The sequence below is a fragment of the Saccharothrix stipae genome (genome assembly GCF_054781895.1).
Window position 1 is genome coordinate 56,659 of sequence record NZ_BAAGTN010000005.1, and the last position, 23,012, is coordinate 79,670.

The 23,012-nt window shown below is 71.6% G+C and carries 25 protein-coding genes; 10 read left to right on the top strand and 15 right to left on the bottom strand.

What is annotated here, in order from left to right:
- Positions 1 to 122 precede the first annotated feature (122 nt).
- The 7 genes from ACYVLT_RS09040 to ACYVLT_RS09070 form a co-directional block, all read right to left on the bottom strand.
- On the bottom strand, positions 123 to 1,424 hold the full coding sequence (locus ACYVLT_RS09040) for a hypothetical protein (RefSeq protein WP_461119677.1): 1,302 nt from the start codon (positions 1,422 to 1,424) through the stop codon (positions 123 to 125).
- Positions 1,421 to 1,585: a hypothetical protein gene (locus ACYVLT_RS09045; protein ID WP_461119678.1), complete on the bottom strand. Its 165-nt coding sequence runs from the start codon at positions 1,583 to 1,585 to the stop codon at positions 1,421 to 1,423. Before ACYVLT_RS09045 ends, ACYVLT_RS09040 begins: the two co-directional genes overlap by 4 nt.
- Complete coding sequence (locus ACYVLT_RS09050) at positions 1,564 to 2,073, bottom strand: formate dehydrogenase accessory sulfurtransferase FdhD (protein ID WP_461120153.1); 510 nt, start codon at positions 2,071 to 2,073, stop codon at positions 1,564 to 1,566. Before ACYVLT_RS09050 ends, ACYVLT_RS09045 begins: the two co-directional genes overlap by 22 nt.
- 233 nt (positions 2,074 to 2,306) lie before the next feature.
- Positions 2,307 to 3,500 (bottom strand): ABC transporter permease, encoded by a 1,194-nt coding sequence (locus tag ACYVLT_RS09055; RefSeq protein WP_461119679.1) that lies wholly within the window; start codon positions 3,498 to 3,500, stop codon positions 2,307 to 2,309.
- The gene (locus tag ACYVLT_RS09060) at positions 3,493 to 4,158 is read right to left on the bottom strand and encodes an ABC transporter ATP-binding protein (protein ID WP_461119680.1); all 666 of its coding nucleotides are present in this window, start codon (positions 4,156 to 4,158) and stop codon (positions 3,493 to 3,495) included. The genes ACYVLT_RS09055 and ACYVLT_RS09060 overlap by 8 nt, the downstream gene beginning before the upstream one ends.
- Positions 4,155 to 5,174 (bottom strand): peptidoglycan-binding protein, encoded by a 1,020-nt coding sequence (locus ACYVLT_RS09065; RefSeq protein WP_461119681.1) that lies wholly within the window; start codon positions 5,172 to 5,174, stop codon positions 4,155 to 4,157. Before ACYVLT_RS09065 ends, ACYVLT_RS09060 begins: the two co-directional genes overlap by 4 nt.
- A 32-nt stretch (positions 5,175 to 5,206) precedes the next feature.
- Entirely contained in the window at positions 5,207 to 5,689 is a 483-nt protein-coding gene (locus ACYVLT_RS09070) for a hypothetical protein (protein ID WP_461119682.1), read from the bottom strand.
- A 105-nt stretch (positions 5,690 to 5,794) separates the two neighbouring features.
- Here ACYVLT_RS09070 and ACYVLT_RS09075 point away from each other — a divergent pair, with 105 nt between their 5' ends.
- Both ACYVLT_RS09075 and ACYVLT_RS09080 read left to right on the top strand, forming a co-directional pair.
- Positions 5,795 to 6,451 carry a response regulator transcription factor gene (locus tag ACYVLT_RS09075; protein WP_461119683.1) on the top strand — a complete coding sequence of 219 codons (657 nt, stop codon included), beginning with the start codon at positions 5,795 to 5,797 and terminating at the stop codon, positions 6,449 to 6,451.
- On the top strand, positions 6,448 to 7,581 hold the full coding sequence (locus ACYVLT_RS09080; RefSeq protein WP_461119684.1) for a sensor histidine kinase: 1,134 nt from the start codon (positions 6,448 to 6,450) through the stop codon (positions 7,579 to 7,581). Before ACYVLT_RS09075 ends, ACYVLT_RS09080 begins: the two co-directional genes overlap by 4 nt.
- Here ACYVLT_RS09080 and ACYVLT_RS09085 read toward each other — a convergent pair.
- Positions 7,559 to 7,735: a DUF397 domain-containing protein gene (locus ACYVLT_RS09085; RefSeq protein ID WP_461119685.1), complete on the bottom strand. Its 177-nt coding sequence runs from the start codon at positions 7,733 to 7,735 to the stop codon at positions 7,559 to 7,561. The two genes, ACYVLT_RS09080 and ACYVLT_RS09085, sit on opposite strands and share 23 nt — an antisense overlap.
- Entirely contained in the window at positions 7,732 to 8,586 is an 855-nt protein-coding gene (locus tag ACYVLT_RS09090; RefSeq protein ID WP_461119686.1) for a helix-turn-helix domain-containing protein, read from the bottom strand. The genes ACYVLT_RS09085 and ACYVLT_RS09090 overlap by 4 nt, the downstream gene beginning before the upstream one ends.
- Positions 8,587 to 9,236: 650 nt before the next feature.
- Here ACYVLT_RS09090 and ACYVLT_RS09095 point away from each other — a divergent pair.
- The 5 genes from ACYVLT_RS09095 (at position 9,237) to ACYVLT_RS09115 (ending at position 12,947) form a co-directional block, all read left to right on the top strand.
- The gene (locus ACYVLT_RS09095) at positions 9,237 to 9,659 is read left to right on the top strand and encodes a heavy metal-responsive transcriptional regulator (RefSeq protein WP_461119687.1); all 423 of its coding nucleotides are present in this window, start codon (positions 9,237 to 9,239) and stop codon (positions 9,657 to 9,659) included.
- 225 nt (positions 9,660 to 9,884) lie between these two features.
- On the top strand, positions 9,885 to 10,865 hold the full coding sequence (locus tag ACYVLT_RS09100) for an ATP-binding cassette domain-containing protein (RefSeq protein ID WP_461119688.1): 981 nt from the start codon (positions 9,885 to 9,887) through the stop codon (positions 10,863 to 10,865).
- On the top strand, positions 10,862 to 11,665 hold the full coding sequence (locus tag ACYVLT_RS09105; protein ID WP_461119689.1) for an ABC transporter permease: 804 nt from the start codon (positions 10,862 to 10,864) through the stop codon (positions 11,663 to 11,665). The genes ACYVLT_RS09100 and ACYVLT_RS09105 overlap by 4 nt, the downstream gene beginning before the upstream one ends.
- A gap of 101 nt (positions 11,666 to 11,766) precedes the next feature.
- Positions 11,767 to 12,315 carry a hypothetical protein gene (locus tag ACYVLT_RS09110; protein WP_461119690.1) on the top strand — a complete coding sequence of 183 codons (549 nt, stop codon included), beginning with the start codon at positions 11,767 to 11,769 and terminating at the stop codon, positions 12,313 to 12,315.
- Positions 12,315 to 12,947, top strand: coding sequence for a hypothetical protein (locus tag ACYVLT_RS09115; RefSeq protein ID WP_461119691.1), 633 nt, complete (start codon positions 12,315 to 12,317; stop codon positions 12,945 to 12,947). The genes ACYVLT_RS09110 and ACYVLT_RS09115 overlap by 1 nt, the downstream gene beginning before the upstream one ends.
- A gap of 67 nt (positions 12,948 to 13,014) precedes the next feature.
- On the opposite strand, the gene ACYVLT_RS09120 is transcribed toward ACYVLT_RS09115, so the two are convergent.
- The 5 genes from ACYVLT_RS09120 to ACYVLT_RS09140 form a co-directional block, all read right to left on the bottom strand.
- Positions 13,015 to 13,341, bottom strand: a complete 327-nt coding sequence (locus ACYVLT_RS09120; RefSeq protein WP_360466527.1) for a hypothetical protein — start codon at positions 13,339 to 13,341, stop codon at positions 13,015 to 13,017.
- Positions 13,342 to 13,579: 238 nt separating this feature from the next.
- Positions 13,580 to 14,353, bottom strand: coding sequence for a GntR family transcriptional regulator (locus tag ACYVLT_RS09125; protein ID WP_461119692.1), 774 nt, complete (start codon positions 14,351 to 14,353; stop codon positions 13,580 to 13,582).
- A 58-nt stretch (positions 14,354 to 14,411) separates the two neighbouring features.
- Positions 14,412 to 15,245 carry a glutamate ABC transporter substrate-binding protein gene (locus ACYVLT_RS09130; RefSeq protein WP_461119693.1) on the bottom strand — a complete coding sequence of 278 codons (834 nt, stop codon included), beginning with the start codon at positions 15,243 to 15,245 and terminating at the stop codon, positions 14,412 to 14,414.
- 135 nt (positions 15,246 to 15,380) lie between these two features.
- Positions 15,381 to 18,071: a bifunctional acetate--CoA ligase family protein/GNAT family N-acetyltransferase gene (locus ACYVLT_RS09135; protein ID WP_461119694.1), complete on the bottom strand. Its 2,691-nt coding sequence runs from the start codon at positions 18,069 to 18,071 to the stop codon at positions 15,381 to 15,383.
- Positions 18,072 to 18,073: 2 nt separating this feature from the next.
- On the bottom strand, positions 18,074 to 19,249 hold the full coding sequence (locus ACYVLT_RS09140) for an acetoin utilization protein AcuC (protein WP_461119695.1): 1,176 nt from the start codon (positions 19,247 to 19,249) through the stop codon (positions 18,074 to 18,076).
- Positions 19,250 to 19,412: 163 nt separating this feature from the next.
- Here ACYVLT_RS09140 and ACYVLT_RS09145 point away from each other — a divergent pair, with 163 nt between their 5' ends.
- Positions 19,413 to 20,027 carry a DUF3558 domain-containing protein gene (locus tag ACYVLT_RS09145; RefSeq protein ID WP_461119696.1) on the top strand — a complete coding sequence of 205 codons (615 nt, stop codon included), beginning with the start codon at positions 19,413 to 19,415 and terminating at the stop codon, positions 20,025 to 20,027.
- 205 nt (positions 20,028 to 20,232) lie between these two features.
- Here the strand turns inward: ACYVLT_RS09145 and ACYVLT_RS09150 are convergent, their stop codons facing one another.
- Positions 20,233 to 21,081, bottom strand: a complete 849-nt coding sequence (locus ACYVLT_RS09150) for a sulfurtransferase (protein ID WP_461119697.1) — start codon at positions 21,079 to 21,081, stop codon at positions 20,233 to 20,235.
- A gap of 61 nt (positions 21,082 to 21,142) precedes the next feature.
- Between ACYVLT_RS09150 and ACYVLT_RS09155 the strand changes: the two genes are divergently transcribed.
- Positions 21,143 to 21,835 carry a metal-dependent transcriptional regulator gene (locus ACYVLT_RS09155; protein WP_461119698.1) on the top strand — a complete coding sequence of 231 codons (693 nt, stop codon included), beginning with the start codon at positions 21,143 to 21,145 and terminating at the stop codon, positions 21,833 to 21,835.
- Positions 21,832 to 22,992 (top strand): galactokinase, encoded by a 1,161-nt coding sequence (gene galK, locus ACYVLT_RS09160; RefSeq protein WP_461119699.1) that lies wholly within the window; start codon positions 21,832 to 21,834, stop codon positions 22,990 to 22,992. The genes ACYVLT_RS09155 and galK overlap by 4 nt, the downstream gene beginning before the upstream one ends.
- Positions 22,993 to 23,012 lie beyond the last annotated feature (20 nt).

Consider the following 23,012-nt stretch of genomic DNA (forward strand, 5'->3'; position numbering starts at 1 on the left):
TCTGGTTCGCTCCGCCTCTGAACGAGACAGCGAGCCGATCCCTGACAGGCTTCGACTATGACGTGGGTCACCGCGGACGTCGGCAGGTGCCCGGCGCAGCCGCGACCGGTCCGGCCGGGGTGTCAGTTCGCGGTCAGGTCGACGGTGGTGGTGGCGCCGGCGGTGACGTCCACCGGGACGGGGTGCCACTGAAGACCTTCGTTGGTCGGGGTGAACGCGATGCGGACGGCCTGGGTCCCCAGTCCGGCGATGGTGTACTGGTTCGGGCTCTTCATGCCGGCTTGCGGGGCGGCCCAATCGCCGGTCCTGGCGTTCACCGCGTAGACGGACGCGTAGTGCCACGGGATGGTGAGGCCGGTGATCCGGCCGGTCAGCACGCCGGCCGCGGTCAGGGCGGCGTCGGCGGTCGTGACCTGGTCCGCGTGCACGCGGACCGGGGTGGCCGAGTGGCGGTCGGCGGCGTTGCCGGACCACTGCCAGGCGTAGCGGCCGGAGCGGTCGGGGAACTGGACCGGCCAGTCGTAGGGCCCGAGGCCGCGGATCGTGTAGGCGCCGCTGCCGTAGGTGCAGTTCGGCTCGTAGGGGTTGACCGACCACGGTGCGGCGGGGGCGACGATGACGCAGACGCCGGACACCTCCGCGCCGGTCGCGGCGGCGGTGACCGTGCCGCTGATGGTGCCCGCCGGGTCCAGTCGGATGGTCACCGAGGTCGTCTCGCCGGAACGCAGGACGTGCCAGGCCGCCTGGTCCACGTCGCCCGTTCCGCCGTCCGGGCCCACCCACTGGCTGCCGTGCACGCCGTCCGTCGGCCTGGCGAACAGCTTGGTGCGGCCCGTGAAGCGCATGCCCAGGCGCAGTCGTCCGGCGGAGTCGGCGCAGGTGTCGAGGTACTGCGGGACGGAACCGCGGGCGCCCTCGTCCACCTCGGCGACGCACGTGCGGGGCACGGGCCGGCCGGTCACCGCGTCCACGAACGTCAGGTCCAGCACCGCCTCGCGGTCCATCGCGATGGACGCGGTGGTCGTCTGCTCCGCGACGACGTCCTGGTCGACGGAACCGTAGAGGTAGCCCGCGGGCGGGTTGGCGGTCACGTGCCAACGCCCCACGCGAGCCGGGCCGAGTTCCACCTTGCCGCCGGAGTCGGCGCAACCGCTGACGAAGTGCGGCCCGCTCGCCGACACGCACACGCCCGGCATCGGCGCGCCGGTCGCGGAGTCGGTGATCGTGATCTCCAGGTCTCCGACCGGCAGTGCCACCTCGTCCACCGCGGTCTCCACCCCGGTCACGACCGTGATCTGCTGCGCCGACCACGAGTCGTGCTTCCCGGGCCACCACTGCTCGGTGAACGACGGCCACTGGTAGCGCAGCTTGTACTGACCGGCGGGCACGGCGGCGAACCGGTACCGGCCTCCGGCGTCGGTCACCACCGAGTCCCGCTGTTGCCGTGCTGGTCGGTCAGGTCGACGCGGGCCTGTGCGACGGATGCGCCGGTGGTGCGCCGGAAACTCCCCGCCACCGACCCGGCCTCCGCCGCCCCGGCCGTCGGCGTCACCACACCGGCGATCACCAACGCGGCCACGAGCACGCGCGAAAATCCCAGGACGGACGTGGGCCCTCCCCTGCTCCACGATCCAGCGACCACGATGAACCAACAAGGCCCGCGCACGTCGTGGAACACGCGTGATTACGCCGATCGCGCACTCGCGCTCCCACGGAGTGCGGATCTCTGCGGAGTGCGGATCTCTGTCTCACACGAGGCGGTGACGGCCGGCGATGACGGCGCGGACACGACGGCGCGGACACGACGTCAGGCAGCGGGATCCCGGCCATCGCCGCCGCCTGCACCAGCTCCACCGGCCCCGGCCGCTGACCACCAGGACGGCGCCGGTGAGCGGCAGGCCCCCGGTTCCTCAGCGCCCAGCCCACCGCCTTGTCAGCCGCGTTGTGCCTGCCGACGTACTCCCTCCGGTACGGCAGTCGGCCTTCGGCGTCGAACAGCCGCGCCGCGTGCAGGCCGCCCGTGCGGTCGAAGACCCGTGGCGCGGGACGGAGGTCGCCCGGCAGCGTGGCCAGGGTCTCGGCGTCGACGGTGAGCGGTCGTCGGCCGTCGGCCGGCTTGCGCTGGTGCGCACGGCGCCCACCACGCCTGCCTGCTCATAACCATCCCATGTGGATACTCCTTTCTGTGGACGCTCCCCGTCTGGGGACACTCCTTGTCCGGGGCCGGCGCCCGGCACACCACGCCGCGGAGCGGCTGGACCGGATCCGAGTGCCCGAACGGCCGATCTGGAGACGGCCGGGCACGTTCAGGGAGTGGCCAGGGCCTCCGTTGGGGACAGGCGGCTGGCTCGGACGGCCGGGTAGAGGCCCGCCAAGGCGCCGATCACGGCGGTCGCGGCCATGCCGCCCAGGGTGGCCCAGGCCGGGACCAGAGTCGGCCAGTGCTGGTAGGCGGAGTAGGCCGTCGTCACGAGGACACCCAGGACAGCGCCGGCGGCGCCGCCGAGGGCGGACAGGAGCAGTGACTCGGTCAGGAACTGGGCGCGGATCTGGCCCCTGGTGGCGCCCAGGGATCTTCGGAGGCCGATCTCGGCGCGGCGTTCCAGGACCGAGATGACCATGGTGTTGGCCACGCCCACGCCGCCCACCAGCAGCGCTACCGCGCCCAGACCCAGCAGGAGGGCGTTGAGGGTTTCGTCGGTGGCCTGTTTGGCCGCCAGGACGTCCGAGGGGCGGGACACCTCCACTTCGTCGGGGTGTTCGGGGTTGGCGGTCGCGGCCAGGTTGGCCTGGACGCTGTGCACGGCGTCCTCCCTGGACCTGGCGTAGACCGTGGTCGGGTAGCCGTCGAAGCCCAGTTCCCGGCCCGCCACCGGCCAGCCGACCAGGGCCGCGGTGTCGAGTTCGGGCGCGAGGGGTGTGGGGTGCAGGACGCCCACCACGGTGAACCACTCCCCGCCCAGGTGGACGGGTTCGTTCGGCGCGGCGACGCCGAGGCGCTCGGCGGCTTTGTGGCCGAGGACCACGGCCGGGTACCGGGCGGTGGCTTCGTTGAGGAAGACGCCCTTCGCGACCGTCGCGCCGACGGTGTCCAGGAGGTCCGTCCTGGTGGCCAGGACGGCTATGCCGCCGGACTCCGTCTCGGGGACGTGGTCGTTGCGGTAGACGTGGGCGTCGACCACCCGGCCGGTCGCGGTGGTGGACAGGACCGGTTCCATCCGGCCGATCATGCCCACCGATTCGGTCGGCAGGTGCGTCTGCTCGCCGAACAGGGTCTGGCCCGGGCCGACGGTCAGCAGGTTCGTGCCGAGCGCGGCGAGGCGGCGGTCGAGGTCGGCCCGGCTGGACGTCGAGATTCCCACGACCGAGATCATCGCGGCGATGCCGATGGCGATGCCCAGCGCGGACAGCACCACCCGCGTCGGTCGGGCGCGGAGGCCCGCGCCGCCCACGCGCAGGACGTCGGCCGGGCTGAGGCGAGCCGGTCGCAGGTCAGCCATCACCCACCACCCGACCGTCGCGCACGTCCACCCGGCGCGGCAGGGTCGCGGCCACTTCTTGGTCGTGCGTGATGACCAGGACCGTGGTGCCCGAGGCGTTCAGGGACCGCAGCAGCCGCAACACGCCCTCGCCCGACTTCGAGTCGAGGTTCCCGGTGGGCTCGTCGGCGAGCAGCAGCGCCGGCCGCCCCACCACGGCGCGGGCGATCGCCACGCGTTGTCGCTCGCCACCGGACAACTCGTGCGGTCGGTGGGTCAGCCGGTGCCCCAGGCCGACCGACTCCAACGCCGCCACCGCACGTCGACGGCGTTTCCCCAGGCCGACGCCCGTGTAGAGCAGACCGTCCGCCACGTTGTCCACAGTGGACACACCAGCGGTCAGGTGGAACTGTTGGAACACGAACCCGATGACGCTCGCCCGCAACGCCGACAGCGCCCGGTCCGACAGGTCGCCCACCGCGTGCCCGTCGATGCGCACCTCGCCGTGCGAAGGCCGGTCGAGGGTGCCGATGAGGTTGAGCAACGTCGACTTGCCGGACCCGGACGGGCCCACGATGCCCACGAGCTCACCGCGCTCGACGGTGAGCGACACCTCCCGCAGGGCGACCACCCCCTGGTATTCCCGTCCCACCTCGCGCAACTCCACCACCGGCGTCATCGCGGCACCCCGACCTCGACGCCCTCGGCGATGCCCTCGCCGACGACCTCCACCCGACCGGCGGCGAACAGCCCCGTCTCCACCGGCACGTACCGGGTCGCACCGCCCTCGACCACCTGGACGCCGTACTCGCCCTCACCGAGCGACACCAGGGCGCCCACCGGCACCGCCAGCACGCCCTCCTTGCGCTCCGACACGAGCAGGACGTCCACCGGGGCCGAGTCGAGGCGCCCCAGCGCGGCCTGGTCGGCCACCGAGACCACCACCTCGACCGTGGTGATCGGGCTCGCGCCCGGCTGGGCCGGGCCGGTGGTGGCCACGGTGCCCACCGACTCGACCCTGCCCTCGACCGACTTGCCGTCCGGCAGGGCCACGGTCGCCGACACGCCCTCGGCCACCAGGTGCTGCTTGCCCACCTCCAGCGGCACGACCACGACCCGGGTCGTACCCGTGTAGGTGAGCACCGGACCCGTCGCCCGACCGCCCGGCTGCGCCTTCAACTCCGCCACCCGCACCTCGCCACCGGCGACCACGACGTCCGTCGGCTGCACCACCCCCGTCTCCGGCACACCCAGCGCCTGCTGCCACGCGCGCACCGCCGTGGCCGTGCCCGCGGTGTAGGACTCGTCCGCGGTGAACCCGCCGTAACCGAACGCCAGCAGGTTTTCCTCCAACTGGAGGACGTCCCGGCCGGTGACCCCTGCGGACAGCGACCGGTACGCCGGCGTGGCGCCGAACAGCAGCGGGACGGGCCGGTCGTCCACCTCGTACACCGCCTGCCCGCGCCCGATGACCGCGCCGGGCTCGGGCAGCCAGGTGACGGTGCCCTGCGCGCCGACGGGCACGGCGGTGGCCGCGCCGTGGCTCAACGCACCGGCCACCCGCTCGGTGCGGGTCAGCGTCGTCGTCACCACCTCCGCCGTGGCGGGCGGCAGGTTCGCCGCACTCGCGGGCGCCGGGTCCGCGCCGCCGAGGCCCACCGCGGCGACACCGCCCGCACCGAGCACCACCAGCACGCCCGCTCCCCAGGCGACTCTCGCCCGGCCCCTCATCGGCCCAGCACCGGGAGCTTGTCCCGACAAGCATCGAGCGCCGCCCGGAACGCGGGGCTGTCGCGGTCGACCTTCCCGAGCCCGCTCATCGTGCCGCCGTTCGGGTCGGGATCGGGCACGTCGACCCCGTTGTCCCGCATGCACCGGGTGAACTCCCGCAACCGGTCGAGCTGCTCCGGGTCCAACTTGGACAGATCACCGCCGCCGGGCAGGAGTTCCCGGCACGCCTCCCTGGCCCGCTCGAAGTCCGGATCGGTGCGGTCCACCTTCCCGAAGCCACCCGGTTTGCCGCCGGGCTCCGGGTCCGGCACGTCCACGCCGTTGTCGCGCATGCACCGCGCGAACTCCCGCAACCGGTCCTCCTGGCTCATCGCCGAGCCCGACGCCGACGGCCCCGACGGCCCCGACGGCGCGGCGCCGCCCGTGCCGCACCCGGTCAGTGCCAGCGCCAGCAACACCGGCACGATGCTGAATCGCATGTCCCCTCCTTCATCGGTGGGGCCAGTCGACCAGCGAGGCCATAACCAGCGCGTAACCACAACCGCTTATGCGGAGGTTATGACCCCCGGCGCACCATGGACCGCATGCGCATCCTCGTGGTCGAAGACGAAACGACGCTGGCGGCGACCATCGCCGAGTGGTTGCGCCGCGAGGCGTTCGCCGTCGACGTGGTGCACGACGGCGACTCCGCCCTGGAGCGCCTGTCGGTCAACGACTACGACGTGCTCGTGCTCGACCGGGACATACCGCGCGTGCACGGTGACGACGTGTGCCGCCGGGTCGCCGACTCGGGCGCCGAGACGCGGATACTCATGCTCACCGCCGCCGCGGCGGTGCGCGACCGGGTGGAGGGGCTGGCCCTCGGCGCGGACGACTACCTGCCCAAGCCGTTCGCGTTCGTGGAGCTGTCCGCACGGGTGCACGCGCTGCTGCGCCGGGTCAGGCCGCCGAACCCGCCGGTGCTCGCACGGGCGGACCTCCGGCTCGACCCGGCCCGCCGCCAAGTCACCCGAGCGGGTGAGTTCATCCCGTTGGCCAACAGGGAGTTCGCGCTGCTGACGGAACTGCTCCGCGCGCAGGGCGCCGTCGTCACCTCCGAACACCTGCTGGAGAAGGTGTGGGACGAGCACATCGACCCGTTCACCAACGCGGTGCGGGTGACCATGGTGAAGCTGCGCCGCAAGCTCGGTGAGCCGCCGCTGATCGAGACCGTGCCCGGTGTGGGATACCGGATCCCGTGATCGGCCGGTGGAGCATCCGCGGCAGGCTGACCGCGCTCTACGGCGGGTTGTTCCTGCTCGCCGGGGCCGTCCTGCTCGCGGTCACCTACCTGCTGGTGTGGCAGAGCCTCAACGGCCGGCTCCAGCCGCTCACCGACGTGGTGAGCCTGCGCGAGCTGCGCGAGGCGTCCTCCGACGACCTGATCGCGGCGGTCCGCACCGCCCAGACCCGCTACCGCGACGAGGTGCTGGACTCGCTGCTCACCCGAGGAGGCCTCGCATTGCTGTGCGTGGCCCTGATCGCGGTGGCGTTCGGGTGGCTGCTGGCGCGCGGCGCGTTGCAGCCGGTGCACCGCATCACCGAGACCGCACGCCGGATCGCGCAGGGCCACGGCCTGCACGAGCGGATACCGCCGACCGGTCCCGGCGGCGAGGTGGCCGAGCTGGCCGAGACGTTCAACGCGATGCTCGACCGGCTGGACCGCGCGTTCGACGGCCAACGCCGGTTCGTCGCCGACGCGTCCCACGAGATGCGCACCCCGCTCGCGGTGAAACGGGCGCTCATCGAGGTGTCGATCACCCGACCGGGTGCTTCGGCGGACGCCAAGCAGCTGGGCGCCGAGCTGCTGGAGGTCAACGCCCGCCACGAACGGCTCATCGACGGGCTGCTCACGTTGGCCGACAGCGAGAACGAGCTCACCGAGCGCACCGCCACCTCGGTCTCCGACATCGCCGAGCACGTGCTGTGGCAGTCGAGGGCCGTCGCCGAGAAGGCCGGCGTCGACCTGCACCACGAGTTGACGCCGTGCGAGGTCGTCGGCGACCCGGTGCTGCTGGAGCGCCTGGTGCGCAACCTGGTGGACAACGCCATCAGGCACAACCGCCGGGACGGGTGGGTCGACGTGAGCGCCGGACCGGGGGTCCTGGTGGTGGCGAACACCGGCCCGAAGATCGAGCCCTACGAGGTGGAAGGGCTGTTCCGGCCGTTCCGCCGGCTGGACCGGGTCGCCACCACCACGGGCGATCGAGGCCTGGGTCTCGGGCTGTCGATCGTCCGGGCCATCGCCACCGCCCACGGTGCGACGGTGACCGCGACACCGGGGGCGGACGGCGGGTTGGCGGTTGCGGTCAGGTTTGTCGGAGGGACGTGAGGAACGCCCGGAATGGACGGTCCGCAAAGGTCAATCTCGATCCAGGTCGTTTACTGTCCCTGACGCTGGTCGTGCTCCGTCCCACGGCCAGCTCGACGCAGTTGTTCCCCGCGCCGGAGTAGGTGCTCTTGCGCCACGCTCTGTCGTTTCTCATGTGTCCTTCACCGCGGTTGCCAGTTTTCTGATCAACGAAGCCGACTCCTTGGGCGACAGGGCGACCTCACTCACCATTTCCTCGAAGTGCAGCAGGTACTTCTGCACGTCGGCGGGATTGTCCACCCACTTGCCGCCGCCCGCGTACTCCAGGTACACGGCCGAAGGATCACTGTCCTCGAAGCGGAGAGCGGTCGCGCCACCACCGGACATGGTTCCGTGAGCACCGGCGCCGAACGGAACCACTTGGATGGTGATGTTGTCCTGCTTCCCCTTGTCGAGCAAATGCGACAACTGCTCGCGCATGACGGAAGGCCCGCCGACCATCCGGTGCAGTGCCGCTTCGTCGATCACCGCGTGCAGGAGCAACCCGGGCAGCCGGCGCTGCCGGTTCGCCAGCGCCGCGGTCACCTGTTCCACCGATACCGACGCGTCCATGAACCGCTGGCCCGCGAGCCTGATCGCCACCGCGTAGGCGGGCGTCTGGAGCAGACCCGGGATGACGATCATCTCGATGGTGCGGACCTCGGTGGCGTCGGACTCCTGCCGGGCGTAGGTGCGCGCTTCGGGCGTGTACGCCGCGGCGTACACCAATCGGGTGCCATCCTGCTTCGCGTCCTCCCACAACGCTTCCGCCTCACGCCGTTCGGCATCGCTCGCCCCGTAGAGCCCGAGCAGCGCGCCCAGCTCGGTCCAACTGGGACTGATGTAACCGTTCTCCATCCGCGACAGCGTCGACTGCGTCTTGCGTGTCAGCGCGTGGTAGTCGATCTCGGTCTTGCCCGCTCGCTTGCGCAAGGCGTTCAGGAACTGCCCCAGCTTGCGCTTGCGTCGGGTTTGGACGGCTGCCATGCGGATCTCTCCTCGCTGGAAAAGAACTGCGAACACCCTAGTCCGGTTCCGCGTTCCGCCCAGTTTCACTCGATCGAGCGTTTACAAGGTGCATATACACCTCTGTTGCCGCACCTGGCCGGCCTTCCACCCGCCCGGGGCCGACGAGCTCGCCCCGCCGTCCCCCCGTTGACCACGCCGCCGGTACCGGCAGGCCGTACGACGGGCCCGACGACCCGGACGGGTGATCAGCGCGGACCGAAGTTCGGCCACATGTACATCTCTCAGGTCCGACAGCGCAACGTCAAGGGGGTTCCACGGCACCGCGATGTGGATCTCATGCTCACCGCGCCCGGCGGACCGCCGTGAGGACGGGCGAACACCGACCGGCGGTACCCCGCCACCCAGGGCGATCGCGCCGGCCGGAGGCGGTCCGCACCGGCTCACGACCGGTGCCCCGGTTCGGGAACCGGGCCACCGCGGCCGACGGAGGTGCGAGCAGGTACGCCCGGGACCGGGTGGTGGATCTGGCCGGCCCGACCGGCCGGGTCACGGACGCCGACGACCCAGCGCAACGGCGACACCGCCCGAACGGCGCAGCGGCAGCTGGCGACACCGGTCGGGATCCGGCGCTTGACCTTGGAGTGCGCTCCAAGGTCTACCGTCGGGTCATGCGTGTTGCTGAACTGGCCGACGCGGTCGGGATCCGCCCGGACACGGTCCGGTACTACGAGCGCGCCGGGCTGCTGAACCCGCCGCCGCGCACCGCCGCCGGCTACCGGGTCTACCAGGAGGACGCGGTCGAGCGGATCAGGTTCGTGCGGGGCTGCCAGCGGCTGGGCCTGAAGCTGCGCGAGATCGCCGACCTGCTGGCCGTGCGCGACACCGGCGTGTGCCCGTGCGAACCCGCCGAAGAGCTGCTCCACCGCCACATCACCGAACTCGACGCGGAGGTCGCCCGACTGTCGGCGTTGCGCGACGAGCTGACCGAGATGGTGCGCGGGCTGCCCACCGGGCGCTGCCCGGACATCGAGCCGGGCACGTGGTGCCCACCAGAGCCGACGAATCGATCCGGGACAGGAGGTGACCGATGATGAACAGCGAGTGCGGGTGCGACTGCGAGTGCGGCACGGGCTGCTGCTGAGGTGAACGAGGTCGGCGAGGCGCCCGCCGACCCCCACCCGCCCGGTTCCGGCGCGCCGGGACCGTACCGTCCACAGTGGCTACGCGAAGACTTTTCGCCCCCGTGACGTCCGCCGGGGCCGGGAGTCTGTGAAATCCGCCTGAAAATGTCGGACCCGAGGTCCATCATGGCCCGCATGGCAGACGCAATCGTGGCCGAAGGACTGGTCAAGCGCTACGGGAAGGTGGTCGCCCTCGACGGCCTCGACCTCGTGGTGCCGGAAGGGACCGTCATGGGCCTGCTCGGGCCGAACGGCGCGGGCAAGACCACAACGGTGCGCGTGCTCACCACACTGCTTGAGCACGACAAGGGCAAGGCGACCGTCACCGGGTTGGACGTGGTCGCCGATGCCAAGGAGCTGCGTCGTCGGATCGGGTTGTCCGGTCAGTACGCGGCGGTGGACGAGAACCTGACGGGGTTCGAGAACCTGGACATGGTGGGTCGGTTGTACCACCTGGGCAGGAAGCGGAGTCGGGAGCGGGCGCACGAGTTGTTGGAGCGGTTCGACCTGGTGGAGGCGGCGGACCGGTCGGTGAAGGGTTACTCGGGGGGTATGCGTCGTCGGTTGGACCTGGCGGGGGCGTTGGTGGCGAAACCGCGGGTGTTGTTCCTGGACGAGCCGACCACGGGGTTGGACCCGCGCAGCCGGTTGGGGATGTGGGACGTGATCGGTGAGTTGGTCGCGGGTGGCACGACGTTGCTGCTGACCACGCAGTACCTGGAGGAGGCCGACCGGCTGGCGGACCGGATCGCGGTGATCGACCACGGCCGGGTCATCGCCCTGGGCACCGCGAACGAGTTGAAGGACCAGGTCGGCGGCGAACGCCTGGAGCTCACCGTCGGCTCCGCGCAGGACGCCGAGACGGCCAAGGCCGCGCTGACCCCGTTGGCGATCGGCGAGATCGCGGTGGACGACCGCGGGCACCGGCTCACCGTGCCGGTGTCGGGCGGCGCCGACGTGCTGGTGGACGGCATCCGGCGGTTGGACGCAGAGTCGGTCAAGGTGCTCGACGTCGGCCTGCGCAGGCCGACGCTGGACGACGTGTTCCTCACGCTGACCGGGCACGCGGCCGGCGGGGCCGGCACCGACGAGAAGCAGGGGGAGCAGGGAGCATGAGCGCGTTCACGCAGGCGTTGGGCGACGGAGTGGTGGTCGCCAAGCGCAACCTCATCAAGATCAAGCGGGTCCCGGACCTGCTCGTGTTCTCGACGTTGTCGCCGATCATGTTCGTGCTGCTGTTCGCGTACGTGTTCGGCGGCTCCATCGCCATCCCGGGCATGGACTACCGCGAGTTCCTGATGGCGGGCATCTTCGCGCAGACGGTGGTGTTCGGCGCGACCATCACCGGCGCCGGGCTGGCCGAGGACATCCAGAAGGGCGTGATCGACCGGTTCCGGTCGTTGCCGATGGCGCGGTCGGCGGTGCTGATCGGGCGGACCACCAGCGACCTGGCGAACAACGTCATCGTCATCGTGGTGATGTCGGTGACCGGCCTGATCGTCGGCTGGCGGATCCACTCGTCGCCGCTGGAGGCGCTGGCCGGGTTCGCCTTGCTGCTGCTGTTCGCCTACGCGGTGTCGTGGGGCATGGCGATCGTCGGGTTGATGGTGCGCAGCCCCGAGGTGTTCAACAACGCCTCGTTCATCGCGATCTTCCCGCTGACGTTCATCGCGAACACGTTCGTGCAGGAGAGCAGGCTGCCCGGGCCGTTGAAGACGTTCGCCGAGTGGAACCCGGTGTCGGCGGTGACGGCCGCGGCCCGCGAGCTGTTCGGCAACACCAACGAGATGGTGCCCCCGGCGGACGTGTGGCCGTTGCAGCACCCGGTGCTGATGACCTTGATCTGGGTGGCCGTGTTCCTGCTGATCTTCGTGCCGCTGGCGATCCGGCAGTACCGCAAGGCGGTCGCCCGCTAGAACGGGAAATCCGAGGCCGACCACGTTGTCAAGAGGTGAGCAGGTTTCAAATCGGCCTCGGGAGGGGTAGCCGGTGGGCATCAGAGCCCAAGGAGGCGCAGATGTCCACCGGTACCACCATCGGCGTGATCGTCGTCGTGCTGGTCGTACTGGCCGCGATCGCGGTGCTGCTCAGGTTCCTGTTGCAGCGCAAGCGGTTGCGCTCGAAGTTCGGCCCCGAGTACGAGCGCGCCCTCGAACGCAACGGCAGCCGCATGGCGGCGGAACGGGAACTCGCGGAGCGGGAGCGCGAGCACTCGAAGCTGGAACTGCGTGCGCTCAACCCCGTGACGCGTGAGAGCTACACCCGCAACTGGACCAAGGTGCAGGAGCGGTTCGTCGACGAGCCGACGGAGGCCGTGGGCCAGGCGGATCACCTGGTCACCGACCTCATGGCGGAACGCGGTTACCCCACCGAGGGGTACGAGCGCCAGGCGACGTTGCTGTCCGTCGAGCACGCCCGCACGCTCGACCACTACCGCGAGGCGCACTCGATCATCGAGCGCCAGGAGCGCGGCGAGGCATCGACCGAAGACCTGCGCACCGCGATGGTGCACTACCGCACCGTGTTCGAAGACTTGCTCGGCGACCACCGGGAAGGGGCGCGGTGATGACGGACCAACGACAGCACTTGACCACCGAGGACTTCGCTCAGCGCGAGCCGGTCGCACAGGACCAGGTCGAGCACGAGCACGCCGTGCACGAGCAGGTCGGCCAGGAGCCGGCCGTTCGCGAACCGGTCGACCACGAGACCACCGCGCACGAGCACACCGAGTCCGAGTACGAACCGGTTGAGCGCGAGCCGGTGGACCGGGACCAGGTCGACCCGGCGCGGACCGACCACGAGCAGACCGACCACGACCAGGTCGGCTACGGGCAGACCGATCACGAGCAGGTTGGCCACGAGCAGGCCGGTCACGATCAGGACACCTCGGAGCCGACGGAGCTGTACGGGGCTTCCACGACCGCCGGTGACGCGCCGTTGTTCACCACGGACGACGCGGCCGACTACCAGGCCGAGTGGCGCGCCCTGCAAGCCGACTTCGTCGACGACCCGCGCGAGGCCGTGCAGCGGGCCGACGAACTGGTCGCCCAGGTGATGCAGACCCTCGCGACCACGTTCACCGAGCACAAGCACGCGCTCGAAGAGCAGTGGCAACGGGGCGACGAAGTGCAGACCGAAGAACTGCGGCAGGCCCTGAAGCGCTACCGCTCGTTCTTCGACCGCCTGCTCTCCGTGTGATCCCCACCCGGTGAAGCTCCCCGTTGTGCGTCTGGCGACCCAGGTGCACAACGGGTGTTTCACGTTCTCACCCAGGTAGTTCCCGGATCTCCATCTCCAGCACGTCGATCTCGTCGCTGATCGCCTCGTCCAGCATCCGGTCGAGCAGGTCCGAGCAGTCCGATGATCCGACGCCGAACCGGGGTACCTGCTCCCACCACACCGCCGGGTTGTTCCAGAACGACCCGGAACCCTGGTCGACGCCTTCGAGGCAGCGCAGCCGCGAGTCGTCGTCCGGCAGTCGGCGCACGTAGTCGATGAACCGGGCCAGCGCCTCCGGGTTGATCACCGGCACCGCGCCGTACCCGCGCAGGCAGTCTTCGAGTTCCGTCAGGAACTCCTCTTTGAACGCCACCGCGCCACCCCCGCTTCCCCCGCGACGATGCGGGTGAGGAGGACTCACGTCCCAGGGCACCAACGGTACATCCGCGAGGGCATGCCCAAATTACTGCCAATGGGCGGTTCCAGGGCAAGATTCGCTAACGTTCGGCGGCCTGCGGCCGACCGACCCCGGCCGACCGGCCCATAACTGTCCTCAGTGGACTGATCGATCACCGCAGCGGGACCACGCGGGTGACACCGTTATGCGACCCTCACTCCGCCCGCAGCCGGGCGACGAAGCTGAACCGGTCGCCCCGATAGAGCGAACGGACCCGCTCGATCGGCTCGCCGACGTCGTCGTGGGACACGCGGTGCAGCAGCAACATCGGCAGCGCCGGGTTGGTGCCGATCAGCAACGCCTCGCGCGGCGTCGCGAGGACCGTCTCCACCCGTTCCTCGGCCTCGGCGAACACCACCCCCAGCCGCCCGGTCAGGCACTCGTACAGCGACGTGGTCGGGTCGAACGCCGCCAGCAGCGTGGGGAACCGCGCCTGCGACAGGTAGGTCGACTCCAGCCCGATCCGCTCACCGTCGGCCAGCAGCACCCGTTCCAGGTGGATCACCGGGTCGCCCCGCCCGATCCGCAGGTCGGCCGCCAGCACGTCGTCCGCGGGCAGGTGCTCGACGGTGATCACGCTGCGCGCCGGGTCGACGCCCTGGCGGCGCATCCCCTCGGTGTAGCTGAGCAACGACAGCGGCTGCACCAGCTTGGGCGGCGCGACGTAGGTGCCACTGCCCTGCCTGCGTTGCAGCTTGCCTTCGAGCACCAGCTCCCCGACGGCCTGCCGCAGCGTCACCCTCGACACCGAGTACCGCTCGGCCAGCTCCCGCTCCGACGGCAGCGCCGTGCCCTCCCCCAGCGCGTCGACGAGCCACTGCAGCTCGGTCTTCACCGCGTAGTAGCGGGGGATGCGGCCGTGTTCGGGGATGCCGGCGCGGACCGGCCCGTCCGCGCGGTACTGGGGCACGTAATGCGAGGCATGCACGGTTCGAGCCTACGGGGCGGTCCGCGCCGGTCAGACCGCTAACGGGGTGGGTCGCAGATCACGGGAGCACCGCGGGCGGCTCGGGAATGGCGTAACCGGAAGCCCCCACGTTGGCCTCCAACGACCTGCGCCACTCGCCGGAGTCGATCATCTTCCGAACGGCCGCGACCACCTTGGACTTGCTGGTCGGATCGCCCTTGCGCATGCCGATGCCGTACTCCTCCTTGCTGAACGGTCTGTTGACGACGCGGAGCAGCTCGGGGTTCTGCGCGGCGTAGCCGGCGAGGATCACGTCGTCGGTCGTCATCGCGTCCACTTGCTCGGCCAGCAGCGCGGTGACGCAGTCGCTGAAGTTCGGGTACTCCACGAGCTGCACGGACTGCGCGAACTGGTCCTTCACGTACTGCGCCGAGGTCGTGTTGGCCACCGAGCACAGCTTCAGCCCGCCCGCGTTGAGCGATTCCGGGCCGGTGATGCGGTCATCGGTCAACCGGACCAGCAGGTCCTGCCCGGCCACGAAGTACGGTCCGACGAAGTCGATCACCTCCTTGCGCTTGTCGGTGATCGAGTAGCTGGACACGACGAGGTCCGCGGCGCCGGTGGTGAGCAACTTCTCCCGTTCCGACGGCGTCGCCTCGGTGAATTTGATGCCGGACTCCTCCACACCCAGTTCTTTTGCGACATAACGGGCCACGTCGACGTCGAAGCCGCGGTAGGTGCCGTCCATGCGGCGCACACCGAGCCCCGGTTGGTCGTACGCCACGGCGATGGTCAGCTCGTTGGAGCCGTCCGCCTTGCCGGCGACGGTCGTGTCGTCACCGGTGGAGCACGACGTGAGGACAAGCGCGGCGGAACACGCCACAACGAGGGCGCGCAGCGGTGCCAGAGCCATTCTTCCCCTTTTCGGGAGTTCCTCTCAGACGCCGGAAACCTAAGCGGCTCAAAGCGGTTAATCCAGAGCCGCGGGGAAGATGGGGGACACCGGATCGGTCAAGGATGACGGTTGCGCAACGGGACCGCGACCGCGCTAACGCGACCCGCCGGGTGATCGGAGCCGTCTGGGACCGGTGTCATGTCGGGACGGGGGCGGGCCGAGCGTGATGCGCGCGCTGCTGACGTACGCGCCGGCGGCGCTGGCCAACACCGGTTCCAACGACAGCTCCCGCACCTCGGGCAGGTCCTCGGCCAGCGCCGCGAGCCGCAGCACGAGTTGCTGCAACGCGGGCAGGTCCGCGGGCTCGTCGCCCCGGTAGCCCGCCAGCAGCGGCGCGGCCTTGGGCGCGCGCACCAGCGCCGCCGCGTCCGCGTCGGTGAGCGGCACCGCGCGGTAGGCCCGGTCCCCCAGCAGGTCGCTGACCAGGCCCGACAGCCCGAATGACACCAGCGTGCCGAACGACGGGTCGTCCTGGAGCCCGAGCACGCACGAGATCCCCTTGGGCGCCATGCGCTGCACGTACACGTCCGGCCGGTCGGACATCCCGGCCAGCATCGCGTACGCCGTGCGCACGGCCTCCTCACCGGACAGGTCGAGCCGCACACCGACCAGGTCGGTGCGGTGCCGCAACCGGTCGTCGGTGGCCTTCATCGCCACCGGGTAGCCCAACTCCCCCGCCGCGCGCACCGCCTCGTCCGCCGACGTCACCACGCGGAACGGCACGACCTCCACGCCGTAGCACGCGAGCAGCCGCACGGTCGTCTCGTCGTCCAGCCGCCGTTCGCCGTCCAGCACCCGGGACGCCACGATGGCGTGCGCGGCGTCGGAGTCGATGCCGTCGGGCCGCACGAACGTCCCCTGCGGCGCGGACCGCCAACGCGCGTAACGCGTCACCCGGGCCAACGCGAGCACAGCGCGCTCCGGGCTCGGGTACGACGGCACGGAACCCCGTCCGGGAGCGCCACCGGGACCGGGCACCGCCAGCTCCGCCGGCACACCCTCCACCGCGAGGAACGTCGACGCGATCGGCTTGGTCCGCCCGCCCTGCTCCACGACCTCGCGCAACGCGCGGGCGAACGCCGTCCCCGGCACCGCCAGCGGCGGCACGAACACGACCACCAGCGCGTCCGCGTCCGGGTCGTCCAACGCCTCCTTCACCGCCGCCGCGAACGCCTCCGGCCCGGCCTGCGCGCCCACGTCCACCGGCTCACCGGCCAGCTCCAGCCCCTGGGCCAGCGCCGTGTCCGCGGCCAGCAGCCCGATCGCGGTCGAGTTGCCCACCACGGCCACGCGCGGCCCGGCGGGCAGCGGCTGGTGCGCCAGCAGCAGGGCGGTGTCGAACAGCTGCGCCAGCGACTCCACCCGGATCACGCCCGCCTGCTCGAACAGCGCCTGCACGCTCGACTCGTCCACCGGCACCGACGTCGCCGCCAACGCGGGCGTCACCGCGTGCCGACCGGACTTCACCGCCACGATCGGCTTGGTGCGGCCGAGCCTGCGGGCCAGCCGGGCGAACTTGCGCGGGTTGCCGAACGACTCCAGGTACAGCAGCACCACGTCGGTGGCCGGGTCGGTCTCCCAGTACTGGAGCAGGTCGTTGCCGGAGACGTCCGAGCGGTTGCCCGCCGAGACGAACGTGGACAGGCCGAGGCCCCGTTCGGCGGCGGTGGCCAGGATCGCGGTGCCCAGGGCGCCGGACTGGCAGAAGAAGCCCGTGCGGCCGCGGGCGGGCAGCCGCGGCGCGAGGGTCGCGTTGAGGCGCACGCCCGCGTCGGTGTTCAGCACGCCCAGCGCGTTCGGGCCGACCACCCGCATGCCGTGCGCGCGTGCCTCGGCGGCGAGCCTGCGTTCCGCGCTCAACCCGCCCGGACCGGTCTCGCCGAACCCGGACGTGACCACGACCAGCGCTTTCACGCCCTTGGCCAGGCAGGCGTCCATCACCTCGTCCACGCCCGCGGCGGGCACCGCGACCACGGCCAGGTCCACGTCGTCCGGGATCTCCAGCACCGACGGGTACGCCCGCACGCCGCGCACGGACCGGTGCTCGGCGTTCACCGGGTACACCGGACCGGCGAAGTCGGCCGCGAGCAGGTTGGTCAGCACCGCGTGGCCGATCTTGGTCTGGTCGGTGGACGCGCCGATGACCGCGATCGACTTCGGGTGCAGCAGGTTGTGCACGCTGCGCGCCTCGGCGGCCTGCTCGCGGGCGCGCGCCACCTCCACCGACTCCTCGGTGGGGTCGATGTCGAACTCCAGGTGCACCACGCCCTCCTCGAACGCGCGGCTCACGCCGTAGCCCGCGTCCCGGAAGATCCGCACCATCTGGCCGTTCTCGGCGAGCACCTCGGCGGTGAACCGGCTCAGCCCGCGTTCCCGGGCGGCGGCGGCCAGGTGTTCGAGCAGGATCGAGCCGAGGCCGCGGCCCTGGTGGGCGTCCTCGACCACGAACGCGACCTCGGCCGAGCTACCCCCGGCGGAGCCCGCGGGCGCACCGCCGTCGCCGAGCCGGTCGTAGCGGCCGACGGCCACGATGTCGTCGCCGAGCAGGGCGGTGAAGGCGACCCGGTCGACGTGGTCGACCGTGCTGAAGCGGTCGAGGTCGCGCTTGGGCATCCGCGGGTAGGGGCCGAAGTAGCGGAAGTAGCGGGTGCGCTCGGACAACCTGCCGTGGAACGCGAGGAGCTTCTCGGCGTCGTCGGGCGTGATCGGGCGCAGGTGGACCGTGCCGCCGTCGCTGAGCACGACGTCGGCCTCCCAGTGCCTGGGGTAGTCGAACGGGTCCACGTTCAGTCCCTCGGGTCGTCGGGATCCAGGCCGTGCAGCGGGAACACCGCCCGCCGGGTCTCCATCACCGCCCGGTCGACCGGGGTGTCCAGCTGGCCGCCCCACGGCTGGAACGCGGTGTCGGACTCGTCGGTCATGGAGGAGGGCAGCGGCCAGTTCGGCGCCACGGTCGAGGCGTGGGCGACCCAGTCCGCGGGCAGCGGCGCGTTCGGGTCGACGTCCCGGTCCAGCACGGTGGCCAGCAGGTGCGTCCAACTGCGCGGCACGACGCGCAGCAGCTCGTACCCGCCGCCGCCCAGCGCCAGCCAGCGGCCGCTCGCGGTCTCCTCGGCCAGGTCGCGCAGGCGGCGGTAGATCGCGCGGTGGCCGTCCACGGTGAGCGCGAGGTCGGCCAGCGGGTCCTCCCGGTGCGTGTCCACACCGCACTGGGTGACCAGCACCTGCGGCCGGAACGCGCGCAGCAGGGACGGGACGGTGGCCTCGAACGCGCGCAGCCAGGCCCGGTCACCGGTGCCGGGCGGCAGGGCCAGGTTCACGCTGGTGCCCTCCGCGCCCTGGCCGCCCAGCTCGGCCGGTCGGCCGGTGCCCGGCCACAGGCTCAGCGGGTTCTGGTGCACCGACACGGTGAGCACGCGCGGGTCGTCGTAGAAGGCGGCCTGCACGCCGTCGCCGTGGTGCACGTCGGTGTCGATGTAGGCGATCCGGTCGAAGCCGTTGTCCAGCAGCCACGAGATGGCCACCGCGCAGTCGTTGTAGACGCAGAACCCGGCCGCGTGGTCGCGCATGGCGTGGTGCAGCCCGCCGGCGATGTTGACGGCCCGGTCCGCCTCACCGGACGCGATCCGGCGCGCGGCGGCCAGCGAACCGCCGACGACCAGCGCGGACGCCTCGTGCATCCGGGCGAACACCGGGTTGTCGGCGGTGCCGAGGCCGTGGCCGACGTCCCACCCGGCCATCGGCGCGGCCTGCACGGCGTTGAGGTAGGACGGCTCGTGGACGCGTTCGATCTCCACGTCCGTCGCCGGGACGGGCGCGATGAGGTCGACGCCGTCCAGCACGCCCAGGCCCCTCGCCAACCGCACGGTCAGGTCCAGCCGCACGGGGTTGAGCGGGTGGTCGCCTCCCAGGTCGTAGCCGAGGAACGACTCGTCCCAGACCACCGCCGCTGACTTGCCCATGTCGGCAACCTAACCCACGCGGCGGGCGGTGGTGTGATCACAGGTTGGTCGACCCGGACGTCCGGGCGGCACGGGTGGACCTAGAGTCTGCCGGGACGACGCGGGCCAGGATTGCGGCCATCGAGGATGGAACCCCGCACGTCGGAACGGGGTCAGAGAAGACATGCACCTGCGACGAGTCCCCGCCCTGACCACTGTGCTGGCCTTGGCGCTCACGTTCGGCCTGTCGGCCTGCGCCACCGCGGTCTCCGGCAGCCCGGTCGCCGCGGTGGGCGGGTCGACCGGTGAGAAGACCGCCTCCGGCAAGCCGTCCTCGACCAAGACCTCGTCGCCCAAGGCGTCGGACAAGGAGAGCGCGCCCAAGACGACCGAGGCGAAGAAGCCGAACGGTGACGTCAAGATCGCGACGAAGAAGAAGACCGAGGGCTACGAGGACTGCGACATCCTCACGCCCGAGGAGGTGACCGCCGCCATCGGTGCGGCGAAGGGCGGCGAGAAGGGCTGCGTGCAGAGCACGGAGGACCCGTACGCCGTGGTGCTGTTCATGTTGAACTTCGCCGAGTACGAGGGTGAGGCGCGTCCCATCGAGGTCGGCGGCAACACCGCGTACGAGGTCAAGCAGGACGGCGAGTGCACCGTCCTGGTGATGCTGACCGACGACCCGGACGAGATCACGCCCGCGTTCCAGGTCACCGTGACGCCGATCGACGAGTTCGAACCCTGCAAGGTCGCCCTCGCGCTGGCCACCAAGGCCTTCGAGAAGATCCCCAACGCTTGAGCTGTGTTGGATTGCGCCGCCTCCGGCGTCGCGGGCGAGGTCGCCGGGAAGTCGGTCGTTCGCGCTGTGTTGGATTGCCGCTGCTCCGCAGACGGCGGCTCGGTCGCCCGGAAGTCGGTCGTTCGCGCCCTGATTTCCCGACGATCGAAAAGCGTGATCGCCGGGAAATGAGGACGCGAACGACCGACGCGACCTCGCGGGGGCGTCAGCCGGTGGTGGGGCCGGTGGCGGCGGGGCGTGAGGGGTTCGAGGACCACTCGGACCAGGAGCCGGTGTAGAGCGGTGCGGGGGCGTCGGGGGTGGTGATGCCGGCCACCTCCAGGGCCAGCACCACCGACGACGCGGTGACGCCCGATCCGCAGTAGGCGGCGACCGGGCGGTCGGGTGAGACGCCGATGGCCTGGAAGCGCTCGGCCAGTGCGGCGGCGGGCCGCCAGCGGCCGTCGGTGGTGTGGCCCGAGGTCGGCGCGTTGAGCGCGCCCGGGATGTGGCCGGCGCGCGGGTCGACCGGTTCGACCTCGCCCCGGTAGCGCTCGGGCGCACGGGCGTCGAGCAGCGCGCCCGACGCGGGGAACGCGGCGGCGCCGTCGGCGTCCAGCACGGGCATGGCGCCGGGGCGCACGACGATGTCGCCGGGCACGGGTGCCGGCGTCCGCGCGTCGACCGGGCGGTCCTCGGCGGTCCACGCCGCGAAGCCGCCGTCCAGGACGGCCACCTCCGGGTGACCGGCCCACCGCAACAGCCACCAGGCACGCGCCGCGACCGAGCCGTCACCGCCGTCGTACACCACGACCGGGTGATGTTGGCGGACCCCGGCGGCCCGCAGCACGGCCTGCAGCGATGCCGGGTCGGGCAGCGGGTGGCGGCCACCCGCGCCGGGCGGCGAGGACAGCTCGGTGTCCAGGTCGACGTAGACGGCACCGGGAACGTGCCCGACCTCGTAGTCTTGACGTCCCGGCGGTCCGCCCAGCCGCCAGCGGACGTCGAGGACGACCGGGGGTTCGGCGCCGTGCAGCGCGGAGGCCAGGGCTTCGGTGCTGATCAGTGGATGCACGGCACCATCCTGCACCCGTGACCGGCCGACTAGCATTGACGCCATACGAAGGGGAGCGGGTGTGAACGAGCTCATCGACACTACCGAGATGTACCTCCGCACGATCTACGAGCTCGAAGAAGAGGGCGTAGTGCCGCTGCGTGCGCGTATCGCCGAGCGGCTGGCGCAGAGCGGTCCGACGGTCAGCCAGACGGTCGGGCGGATGGAGCGCGACGGTCTGGTCATCGTGGCCGACGACCGCCACCTGGAGCTCACCGAGCAGGGCCGCAACCTGGCCATCGCGGTCATGCGCAAGCACCGGCTCGCCGAGCGCCTCCTGGTCGACATCATCGGCCTGGAGTGGGAGCACGTGCACAGCGAGGCGTGCCGCTGGGAGCACGTCATGAGCGAGGCGGTCGAACGCAAGCTCGTCAAGCTCCTCGGCAACCCCACCACCTCCCCCTACGGCAACCCCATCCCCGGTCTGGACAAGTTGGGCGACGGCGAGCCGGCGCCGGCGGCCGAGGCGGACCTCGTGCGCGTCGACGAGGTGGCCCGGCGCGGCGGCGGTCGCGTCGAGGTGCGCCGGATCGCCGAGCACGTGCAGCTCGACCCGGACCTGATGGCCGAGCTGAAGGCCGCCGGCGTGGTGCCGGGCGGCACGGTGGAGGTCGACTCCCTCGGCGGGGCGAAGGTCATCCAGGTGCGGGGCAACGGCACGGTCGCCGAGTTGGACCCGGCGGTGGCCCACGCCGTCCTGGTGCAGGCCCGGTGAGCCCGACGCGGCGCGCGATCGCCGCGTTCACCCGCCTGCACGGCGTGGCGCCGCAAGGCGTCTGGTCCGCGCCCGGCCGGGTGAACCTGATCGGGGAGCACACGGACTACAACGACGGCTTCGTGCTGCCGTTCGCGCTGCCGCACCGCACCGCGGTGGCCGCGTCACCGCGAGCCGACGGTCGGTTGCACGTGGCCACGGTCGGTGACGACGGCGTGGTGCAGCAGGCCGCGCCGGTGGCGGTCGCCGAGCTCGAACCCGGTGTCGTCGGCGGCTGGGCCGCCTACCCGGCGGGTGTCGCGTGGGTGCTGCGCGACCAGGGCGTGACCGGTGGCGCGAACCTGGTGATCGCGGGTGACGTGCCGGCGGGCGCGGGCCTGTCCTCGTCGCACGCGCTGGAGTGCGCGGTGGCGCTGGCGCTGCTCGGGTTGGCCGAGCGGCCGGCCGACGACCTGCCGCAGATCGCGCGCTGGGTGCAGCGCGCGGAGAACGACTTCGTGGGCGCGCCCACCGGCCTGCTCGACCAGACCGCGTCGCTGTGCTGCGCCGAGGCGCACGTGCTGTTCCTGGACGTGCGCTCGTTCAAGGCCGAGCAGGTGCCGTTCGACGCGGCCGAGCACGGTCTCGAGGTGCTGGTCGTCGACACCCGCGCCAGCCACTCGCACACCGACGGCGGCTACGGCGCCCGGCGCGCGGGCTGTGAGAAGGCCGCCTCGATCCTGGGTGTCCCCGCGCTGCGCGACGTGGACGTGACCGAGTTGGACGGCGCGCTGGCGCGGCTGCCGGAGGAGTTGCGCCCGCTGGCGCGGCACGTGGTGACGGAGAACGAGCGGGTGCTGGAGGCGGTGCAGCTGCTGCGGTCCGGCCGGTTGGCCGAACTGGGGCCGCTGCTGGACGCCTCGCACGCGTCGTTGCGGGACGACTACCGGGTGTCCGCCCCGGAGTTGGACGTCGCCGTGGACGAGGCGAAGGCGGCGGGCGCGCTGGGCGCCCGGATGGTCGGCGGCGGTTTCGGCGGGTCGGCGATCGCGCTGGTGCCGGTGGAGCGGCACGACGCGGTGGTGCGGCGGGTCCTGGAGGCGTTCGCCGAGCGCGGCTGGACGACGCCGAGGACCTTCACGGCCGTGCCCTCGGCGGGCGCGGGCCGGGACCACTAGGCGCTGTGCCGGGTGGTCTG

Coding starts and splice junctions, on each gene's coding strand:
- ACYVLT_RS09055 (WP_461119679.1), bottom strand. CDS start 3,500: ATGGCTGACCTGCGACCGGCTCGCCTCAGCCCGGCCGACGTCCTGCGC.
- ACYVLT_RS09060 (WP_461119680.1), bottom strand. CDS start 4,158: ATGACGCCGGTGGTGGAGTTGCGCGAGGTGGGACGGGAATACCAGGGG.
- ACYVLT_RS09070 (WP_461119682.1), bottom strand. CDS start 5,689: ATGCGATTCAGCATCGTGCCGGTGTTGCTGGCGCTGGCACTGACCGGG.
- ACYVLT_RS09075 (WP_461119683.1), top strand. CDS start 5,795: ATGCGCATCCTCGTGGTCGAAGACGAAACGACGCTGGCGGCGACCATC.
- ACYVLT_RS09085 (WP_461119685.1), bottom strand. CDS start 7,735: ATGAGAAACGACAGAGCGTGGCGCAAGAGCACCTACTCCGGCGCGGGG.
- ACYVLT_RS09090 (WP_461119686.1), bottom strand. CDS start 8,586: ATGGCAGCCGTCCAAACCCGACGCAAGCGCAAGCTGGGGCAGTTCCTG.
- ACYVLT_RS09095 (WP_461119687.1), top strand. CDS start 9,237: ATGCGTGTTGCTGAACTGGCCGACGCGGTCGGGATCCGCCCGGACACG.
- ACYVLT_RS09100 (WP_461119688.1), top strand. CDS start 9,885: ATGGCAGACGCAATCGTGGCCGAAGGACTGGTCAAGCGCTACGGGAAG.
- ACYVLT_RS09105 (WP_461119689.1), top strand. CDS start 10,862: ATGAGCGCGTTCACGCAGGCGTTGGGCGACGGAGTGGTGGTCGCCAAG.
- ACYVLT_RS09110 (WP_461119690.1), top strand. CDS start 11,767: ATGTCCACCGGTACCACCATCGGCGTGATCGTCGTCGTGCTGGTCGTA.
- ACYVLT_RS09115 (WP_461119691.1), top strand. CDS start 12,315: ATGACGGACCAACGACAGCACTTGACCACCGAGGACTTCGCTCAGCGC.
- ACYVLT_RS09130 (WP_461119693.1), bottom strand. CDS start 15,245: ATGGCTCTGGCACCGCTGCGCGCCCTCGTTGTGGCGTGTTCCGCCGCG.
- ACYVLT_RS09140 (WP_461119695.1), bottom strand. CDS start 19,249: ATGGGCAAGTCAGCGGCGGTGGTCTGGGACGAGTCGTTCCTCGGCTAC.
- ACYVLT_RS09145 (WP_461119696.1), top strand. CDS start 19,413: ATGCACCTGCGACGAGTCCCCGCCCTGACCACTGTGCTGGCCTTGGCG.